The following is a 6118-nucleotide window of genomic DNA, read 5'->3' on the forward strand; positions in this document are numbered from 1 at the left end:
GCCGCGGTGGAGGCAGCCGCCGCGACGGGCCTGCACTCCCCCGTCCAGGAAGGCAACGTGGGCGCCGGGACCGGCGCGCTCGTCGGCAGGCTGCGCGGCGGCGTCGGCACCGCGTCCACCGTCCTGGACTCGGGGATCACGGTGGCCGTACTGGTCGTCGCCAACGCGGCGGGATCGGCGCTCGACCCGGGGACCGGGGCTCTGTACGGGGAGTTCTTCGCGGGGCGCGGCCCGGTGACGTACCCGTCCCCCGAGGTGCACGAGGCAGCGGACAAGCGCCTCGCGCACACGGCGGCGGCCAATGGCCCGGCACCGCTCTCCGACAACGCAGAGACGTCCGGGACCACGGGCACCACGGAGACCACCAGCACCACCGGAACCACCGGGTCCTCTGGAACCACCAGCACCACCGGGCCCACCGGGCCCACCGGGCCCACCGCGCCCACCGCGCCCACCGCGCCCACCGCGCCCACCGCGCCCACCGGGTCCACCGGGTCCACCGGGTCCACCGGAACAACCGGAACCACCGGAACAACCGGAACCACCGCGACAACCGGCACCACCAAAAACGATGCCCCCCTCAACACCACCCTCGCCGTCGTAGCCACCGACGCCGTCCTCACCCGCGCCCAGGCGCAGAAGGTCGCGGGCACCGCGCACGACGGCATCGCGCGCGCCGTGCGCCCGGTGCATCTGCTCAACGACGGCGACACGGTCTTCGCCGTCGCCACCGGGACCCGCCCCCTCGACGCCGCGAACCCCCTGGCGCTGAACGAGATCCTCGCGGCGGGTGCGGACCTCGTGACGCGCGCGATCGTGCGGGCCGTGCGCGCCGCGGAGTCGGTCAAGGGCCCCGGCGGCACGCACCTCTCGTACAGCGATCTCTACGGGCCCCGGGCGCACTGAGACACCACGGCCCCCTCACGTCACGCCAAGCCGAGCCACGTCACGCCCCCTCGCGCCACGTCACGTCACGCCACGTCACAGCGCCTTCACCTGCGTAACAGGACTGTCCCTGTGTCTGCCTTCACAACAACCGGAAGGAACCCCTCCGCTCCTCTGAGCCTCTCTCCCCGTACCGGAGCAAACACCTGCAACACCCCAGAAGGAGCAGACCGTGAGAAGGCAGAACAAAGCCGTCGTGTGGGCGGCCGGCCTCGCACTCGGTGCACTCACCCTCACGGCCTGCGGCGGCAACGCCAGCGCCGACAGCGACAAGGACGGTAAGAGCGGTAAGAACGGTGCGCAGGACGCCCCGCGGATCGCGATCTCCGCGAAGGACGGCTCCACCGGCGCGTCCATCAACGCGACCGGGGTCAAGGTCAGCGACGGCAGGCTGACCGCCGTGAAGATGACCGAGTCCGCGTCCGGCAAGCAGGTGGCGGGCACGATCGCGGCGAACGGGGCGACCTGGAAGCCGAAGGAGCAGCTGGAGCGCGGCACCAAGTACCGCATATCCGCGACCGCCAAGGACGGGGACGGTCACGCGGCCGCCGCGAACTCCATCTTCACGACGGTCTCCAGCGCGAGCAGCTTCATCGGGACGTACACCCCGGACAACGGCGCGACGGTCGGCGTCGGCATGCCGGTGTCGTTCACGTTCGACAAGGCGATCGCGAACAAGAAGGACGTGCAGTCGCACATCACGGTCACGTCGAGCAGCGGGCAGCAGGTCGTCGGCCACTGGTTCGGTGCGCAGCGTCTGGACTTCCGGCCGCAGGACTACTGGAAGGCCGGCTCGAAGGTCACCATGAAGATCGCCCTCGACGGCGTCGAGGGGGCGAACGGGATCCACGGCGTCCAGGACAAGACCGTCACCTTCACCGTCGGCCGCAAGCAGGTCTCCACGGTCGACGCGAACACCCAGCAGATGACCGTCGTCCGCGACGGCCGGACGATCAAGACGGTCCCGGTCTCCACCGGCAGCACGCAACACCCGACGTACAACGGCCAGATGGTGATCTCCGAGAAGTTCGTGCAGACGCGGATGAACGGCTCGACGGTCGGCTTCGGCGGCGAGTACGACATCGCGGACGTGCCGCACGCCATGCGCCTGTCGCAGTCCGGCACGTTCATCCACGGCAATTACTGGAGCTCGCCCGGCATCTTCGGCGCCCAGGGCACCAGCCACGGCTGCATCGGTATGCGCGACGTGAAGGGCGCTGGCGGCGACACGACCGCCAAGTGGTTCTACGACCACTCGCTCGTCGGCGACGTCGTGACCATGAAGAACTCGCACGACAAGACGATCCCCCCGGACAACGGGCTGAACGGCTGGAACATGTCGTGGAGCCAGTGGACGGCAGGCAGCGCCGCCTGACAACCTCCCGCCCCACAACCTCCTGACCCTCCCACCCCACAACAACAGCCGCACGGGCCACGGCAACACGGCCACGACGACGCGGGCCGCGCGGGAACCTCCCGTGCGGCCCGTGCGTTATGCAGGCACGTTTCTCAATTGCCGTTCCTCGTTTGCGATTTCGCGGACATGATGTCGTACCGAGGGGCTACGGTATGCACCCACAAGGTGACATGCAGCAATGCCAGGAGGTGCCTTGAGCGCTCCACACGACTACGACTACGGGTGCGACGCCGCGCCGTCATCGTCGTCCCAGGCCCCCGCGTCACCCGAGGAGCAGCTGGCCCTTCTGCTGGGCCGCGCGCTGAACTCCTTCGAGCTGCCCGACGAGACGCTGCGCCTGCTCGACAGCGCGCTCGTGTACTCCGGCTCGCTGCACTCCGCGCACCACAGCGCGGGCCGGCACCGCGAGACGTACCGGCACACCTGGCTGCTGGCCGACGGCAGCGCGCTCACCCTCTGGGAGCTGGTCCACAACACGGGCCGGGACGGCAGGCCCCAGCACGAGGTCTACGTCACCGAGGACGAGCTGCAGTTGGCGACCGGCCGCCTGCCGCTGCCCCCGGAGGCCACACCGGACTTCGACCTCCAGGTCCCCATAGCCCCTCTCACCGCCCGCGACCCCTCCGGCCCGGCCATCCCCGTGCAGCGCCGCACCTTCGGCCCCGCCGACCCGGACAGCTCCCTGGACCACGCCCGCCGGCTGCTGCGCCGCGCGGAGAACCCGGACGCGGCGAGCCGACCGGGGCCGGGCACGACCGGGCAGTTGCAGGAGGCCTGCGCCCACCAGATCACGCAGGCGTTCGGCCGCCGCGTCAGCCAGGGCTTCGCGCTGTACGAGCATGCGTTCCTGCTGCGTGACGGGGGCGAGCTCAGCCTCTGGGAGGTCGAGCACACGGCGACGCCGGACGGCCGCCACATGTGCGAGGTCTATCTGACGCAGGAGGCGGCCCGCGCCGCGATCGAGGAGCGGGCGGCCACGCGCAGGGCGCGCGCCTGAGAGCTGCCCCCTGCCAGCGGGCCGAGGCTCAGCGTCGGCCGAACTGCCGCACCAGACCGGCGAAGGCGTCCTGCTCGTCTGCCGTCAGCGGCACCGACTCCACGGCCGGTGCACGGGATTGGCCCGGCAGCGCGCCCAGCGGCAGCGCACCCATCGGCCGCGGCGGCGCGTAGGCGACGACGCGCACCAGGCGGATCAGACCGACCACCCATGCCACCGTGGCCACCGCGAGAATCGCCAGGCCTATCTGCTGAAGGATCGACACGTGCTCAGGCATGCGCCCCAGTGAACACCACGGTCCGGGACTTTGGTCCCGGACCGTGACGTATCTCGCAGTACCGGACAGTTCCGGCTAGGCGGCGGCCAGCTAGGCGGTGTCCGGTTAGGCGGCGGCCAGCTAGGCGGGTCCGGCTAGGCGGTGTCCGGTTAGGCGGCGGCCGGAACCTTCGGCTCTCGCGCCGGGGCGGCCTCCCCGGCGGCGGCGGTCGTCTCCGGTGCCGCCTTGCGCATGCCCTTCAGTGCGACGACCGTGGCGGCCGAGACACAGACACCGGCGGCGATGGCGATCAGGTAGAGGAACGCGTTGCCGATCAGCGGGACGACGAAGATGCCGCCGTGCGGGGCCCGCAGGGTACAGCCGAAGACCATCGACAGGGCGCCGGTGACCGCGCCGCCCGCCATGGAGGCGGGGATGACGCGCAACGGGTCGGCCGCGGCGAACGGGATCGCCCCCTCCGTGATGAACGAGGCACCCAGCACCCAGGCGGCCTTGCCGTTCTCCCGCTCGGCCTTGTTGAACAGCCTGCCGCGCACGGTGGTGGCCAGCGCCATGGCGAGCGGCGGCACCATGCCGGCGGCCATCACCGCGGCCATGACCTTGAGCGAACCGTCCGTGGGGGTGGCGAGGCCGCCCACCGCGAAGGCGTACGCGACCTTGTTGAGCGGGCCGCCCAGGTCGAAGCACATCATCAGGCCGAGGATGATGCCGAGGACGATCGCGTTGGCTCCGGACAGCGAGTTGAGCCAGTCCGTCAGCGCGCTCTGGAGCGAGGCGATGGGCTTGCCGATCACCACGAACATCAGGAAGCCGACCACGATCGACGACAGCAGCGGGATCACGACGACCGGCATGATGCCGCGCAGCACGGCCGGCACGTTCACCTTCTGGATCAGCATGACCGCGCCGCCCGCGAGGAGACCGGCGGCGAGACCGCCGAGGAAGCCCGCGTCGACGGTCAGCGCGATCGAGCCGCCGACGAAGCCCGGCACCAGACCCGGCCGGTCCGCCATGCCGTACGCGATGTAGCCGGCAAGGACCGGGACGAGGAAGGCGAACGCGGCCTGCCCGGTGTAGAAGAGCAGCGCGGCCCAACTGGTCGTCGAGCCCCAGTCGAAGCTGTTGAGGAGGGTCTCGACCTTGACGTCGGCGACCTGGTAGCCGCCGATCGCGAAACCGAGCGCGATGAGCAGACCGCCGGCCGCCACGAACGGCACCATGTAGCTGACGCCCGACATCAGCCACTTGCGTAGTTTCGTCCCGTAACCGTCCCCGGGTTCCCCGGAGTTGTCCACAGCTGTGGATGACGCGGCGGCGTCGGGCGCGGTCGTCTCCCCGCGGGCCGCCTTGTCGCGTACGTCCTTGATCAGTTCGGCGGGGCGGCTGATGCCGGCCTTCACGCCGACGTCGACCGTGGGCTTTCCGGCGAAGCGGTCCTTCTCGCGGACCGGGACGTCGTGGGCGAAGATCACGCCGTCGGCCGCGGCGATGACAGCCGGGTCGAGGCGGGTGAATCCGGCGGAGCCCTGGGTCTCGACGACGAGTTCGACGCCGTCCGTGTCGCGGGCCGTGTTCTCCAGGGATTCGGCGGCCATGTAGGTGTGGGCGATGCCGGTGGGGCAGGAGGTGACAGCGACGATCTTGAACGTCTCCGCCGCGGGCGCCTCACCGGATGTCGCGGACGCCTCATCGGACGCGGCGGGCGCCTCATCGGATACCGCAGGCGATGCGGCTGATGTCGCTGATGTCACCGATGCCGTCGATGCCGCCGGCGCCACCGTCTCCTCGGACGTCGCGGACGCCGCGGGCGCCGGTGCGTCGCCGCGTATCAGCGCCGCCGCCTCCGCGGCGTCAGTCGCCGCGCGCAGCGCCGCCTTGAAGTCCTCGTCCATCAGCTGGCGGGCGAGCGAGGACAGGATCGTGAGGTGCGCGTCGTCCGCGCCCGCCGGAGCCGCGATCAGGAAGACCAGATCGGCCGGGCCGTCCGTGGCGCCGAAGTCGATGCCCGCGGCGCTGCGGCCGAAGGCGAGGGTCGGCTCGGTGACGTGCGCGCTGCGGCAGTGCGGGATGCCGATGCCGCCGTCGAGGCCGGTCGGCATCTGGGCCTCGCGGGCGGCGACGTCGGCGAGGAAGCCGTCCAGGTCGCGCACGCGCCCGAGGGCGACCATGCGCTCCGCCAGTTCGCGGGCGGCCGACTCCTTGGTCTGGGCGGACAGGTCGAGGTCGACCAGGTCCGCGGTGATCATTTCAACGGTCATCGCGGGCTCCTTTGCCTGAGCGTGTGCGGGTGCCTGAGCGTGTGCGGGATCGGGGCACTGGCCTTCATGTCACCGGCTCCTTCAGGGCCTGATCCAGCGGAACCTCCGCCGTGATCGTCACCGCGTCCGGGGCGAGGTCCCCGGGTGTCGGCATCGCGCTGCCCGGCAGCTGGACCGCGGCCGCGCCGTGGGCCACCGCGGAGGCCAGCGCCGCGGGGCCCTCG

General features: G+C 71.2%; 5 protein-coding genes and 1 pseudogene. 3 read left to right on the forward strand and 3 right to left on the reverse strand.

Annotation, left to right across the window (positions count from 1 at the left end):
* The 3 genes from G3I40_RS45090 to G3I40_RS45100 form a co-directional block, all read left to right on the forward strand.
* Nucleotides 1-906 (forward strand): P1 family peptidase (locus G3I40_RS45090; protein ID WP_164560572.1); only part of this gene is annotated, 906 nt, incomplete at its 5' end.
* A 211-nt stretch (nt 907-1117) separates the two neighbouring features.
* Nucleotides 1118-2320 carry an Ig-like domain-containing protein gene (locus G3I40_RS45095; RefSeq protein ID WP_164560573.1) on the forward strand — a complete coding sequence of 401 codons (1203 nt, stop codon included), beginning with the start codon at nt 1118-1120 and terminating at the stop codon, nt 2318-2320.
* Nucleotides 2321-2555: 235 nt separating this feature from the next.
* On the forward strand, nt 2556-3359 hold the full coding sequence (locus G3I40_RS45100) for a DUF6227 family protein (protein WP_164560574.1): 804 nt from the start codon (nt 2556-2558) through the stop codon (nt 3357-3359).
* Nucleotides 3360-3387: 28 nt separating this feature from the next.
* On the opposite strand, the gene G3I40_RS45105 is transcribed toward G3I40_RS45100, so the two are convergent.
* The 3 genes and pseudogenes from G3I40_RS45105 to G3I40_RS45115 form a co-directional block, all read right to left on the reverse strand.
* Nucleotides 3388-3636 (reverse strand): hypothetical protein, encoded by a 249-nt coding sequence (locus tag G3I40_RS45105; protein WP_164560575.1) that lies wholly within the window; start codon nt 3634-3636, stop codon nt 3388-3390.
* Between the two features lie 149 nt (nt 3637-3785).
* On the reverse strand, nt 3786-5894 hold the full coding sequence (locus tag G3I40_RS45110; protein WP_164560576.1) for a fructose-specific PTS transporter subunit EIIC: 2109 nt from the start codon (nt 5892-5894) through the stop codon (nt 3786-3788).
* Between the two features lie 64 nt (nt 5895-5958).
* Nucleotides 5959-6118 (reverse strand): annotated as a pseudogene (locus tag G3I40_RS45115) (1-phosphofructokinase); the annotation flags it as partial.

The organism is Streptomyces sp. SID14478 (genome assembly GCF_010548525.1).
Classification (GTDB): domain Bacteria; phylum Actinomycetota; class Actinomycetes; order Streptomycetales; family Streptomycetaceae; genus Streptomyces.

What these genes read in the sequence shown, in the direction of transcription:
- G3I40_RS45105 (WP_164560575.1), bottom strand. Translation starts at nt 3,636, where the DNA reads ATGCCTGAGCACGTGTCGATCCTTCAGCAGATAGGCCTGGCGATTCTC.
- G3I40_RS45110 (WP_164560576.1), bottom strand. Translation starts at nt 5,894, where the DNA reads ATGACCGTTGAAATGATCACCGCGGACCTGGTCGACCTCGACCTGTCC.